This is a genomic window from Daejeonella sp., assembly GCF_049655485.1.
Classification (GTDB): Bacteria; Bacteroidota; Bacteroidia; order Sphingobacteriales; family Sphingobacteriaceae; genus Daejeonella.
Genome location: NZ_JBASJU010000196.1, coordinates 1 through 2,119, shown reverse-complemented (window position 1 = coordinate 2,119; position 2,119 = coordinate 1). Strand labels below are relative to the sequence as shown.

1 protein-coding gene and 1 pseudogene are annotated in these 2,119 nt (G+C 43.5%); both read right to left on the bottom strand.

Annotated features, from left to right (window positions below; all coding sequences use genetic code 11):
• Positions 1 to 1,863: ribonucleoside-diphosphate reductase subunit alpha (locus WBJ10_RS08435; RefSeq protein WP_424289244.1), on the bottom strand; the 1,863-nt coding region annotated here is incomplete at its 3' end.
• Positions 1,864 to 1,894: 31 nt separating this feature from the next.
• A pseudogene (locus tag WBJ10_RS08430) lies at positions 1,895 to 2,119 on the bottom strand (ribonucleoside-diphosphate reductase); the annotation flags it as partial.

The window sequence follows — 2,119 nt, the reverse complement described above, 5'->3', positions numbered from 1 at the left end:
GGTATAGGGTTCAAAACATTCATTATTACCCAGTATTTGAGATGTAGAAGCAGTTGGCATTGGAGCAACCAACAGGGAGTTGCGTACACCATGGTTCATTACATCAAGCCGAAGATTTTCCCAATCCCAACGCTCGCTTGCCGGTTTTACGTCCCACAGATCAAATTGGAATTTACCTTGCGAAAGAGGCGACCCTTTAAATGTTTCGTAAGCGCCTTCTTTGATGGCTAGGTCTTTAGAAGCTGTCATGGCGGCAAAGTAAATAGTCTCAAAGATCTCTTTGTTCAGCTGCTGCGCCTGATCACTTTCAAAAGGCATACGAAGCAATATGAATGCATCGGCTAAACCCTGAACTCCTAACCCAATGGGTCTGTGGCGTAAGTTTGAATTGCGGGCTTCATCAACAGGGTAATAGTTGTGGTCGATGATCTTATTGAGATTTAGAGTGACCTGATAAGTAACCTCATACAACTTATGATGGTCGAAAACCCCATTGCTTATGAAACGAGGCAAGGCAAGTGAAGCCAGGTTACAAACGGCCACCTCATCGGCGGATGTAAATTCTAATATCTCGGTGCAAAGGTTGGAGCTTTTTATGGTGCCCAGATTTTGCTGATTGGATTTGGCATTGGCTGCATCTTTATATAAAAGATACGGAGTACCAGTTTCCACCTGCGCATCCAGAATTGCAAACCACAGTTCCTGAGCTTTTACAGTTTTGCGGGCTCTTCCTTCCTGTTCATATTTGGTATAGAGGCGATTGAATTCTTCGCCGTGACACTCGTGTAATCCTGGAGCTTCATGCGGACAGAACAGGCTCCAGTCTTCGTTAGCTTCGACACGCTGCATAAATAAATCGCAGATCCATAATGCAAGGAATAGATCACGAGCCCGCATTTCCTCTTTCCCGTGATTCTTTCTCAAGTCTAAAAATTCAAAGACGTCGGCGTGCCAGGGTTCCAGATAAACAGCGAAAGCACCCTTTCGTTTACCGCCTCCCTGGTCAACATATCTTGCCGTATCATTAAACACCCGAAGCATCGGTACAATTCCATTACTTGTTCCATTGGTACCGCTTATGTACGAACCGGTTGCGCGTACATTGTGTATACTGATGCCGATTCCTCCGGCACTTTGTGATATTTTGGCTGTCTGCTTTAGCGTATCATAGATCCCATCAATGCTGTCATCTTTCATCGCTAAAAGAAAGCAGGAAGACATTTGCGGCTTGGGCGTTCCGGCATTGAATAATGTCGGGGTAGCATGGGTGAACCAGCGCTCACTTATCAGGTTATAGGTTTTTATAATGCTATCAATGTCTTTTTTGTGGATGCCAACAGCCACCCTCATAAACATATGCTGTGGACGCTCGGCAATTTGACCATCTAATTTCAGTAAATAAGATTTCTCCAGGGTTTTGAAACCAAAGTAGTCAAAGCCGAAATCCCGATCGTAGATAATCGTACTGTCAAGGATACTTGAATTAGCCTCAATAATTTCCATAATATCATCTGCTATCATGGAAGCTGCCTTGCCAATTTTAGGATCAACATACTGATGCAGTTTGCGCATCGTATCGGAAAATGATTTAACGGTATTTTTATGCAGGTTTGATACCGCTATACGGGATGCCAATAGGGCGTAATCTGGATGTTTGGTGGTTAAGGATGCCGCGGTTTCAGCAGCAAGATTGTCGAGCTCGGAGGTTGTAACACCGTCGAATAGTCCTTCGATTACTTTTTTAGCGACATCAATAGGGTCTACAAGAGATGAGTTTAACCCGTAGCAAAGTTTTTCGATGCGAGCAGTGATCTTATCAAATTTTACGGCCTCTTTTCTGCCGTTTCTTTTTATAACAAACATGACTTGAGTTTAATGGATGAATAGATTCTGGTTAAAAGTCTTCGTCGAGTGAAAATGCCTGACTGCTTTCATTGGTTGAAAGCACACCGCTCTTTTGGTAATCGCCTACGCGCTTTTCAAAGAAATTGGTTTTTCCCTGAAGCGAAATCATTTCCATAAAATCGAATGGATTGCTTGCTCCAAACATCTTTTCATAACCCAGTTCGGATAGCCATCTGTCGGCAACAAACTCAATATACTGGGACATCAGTTTGGC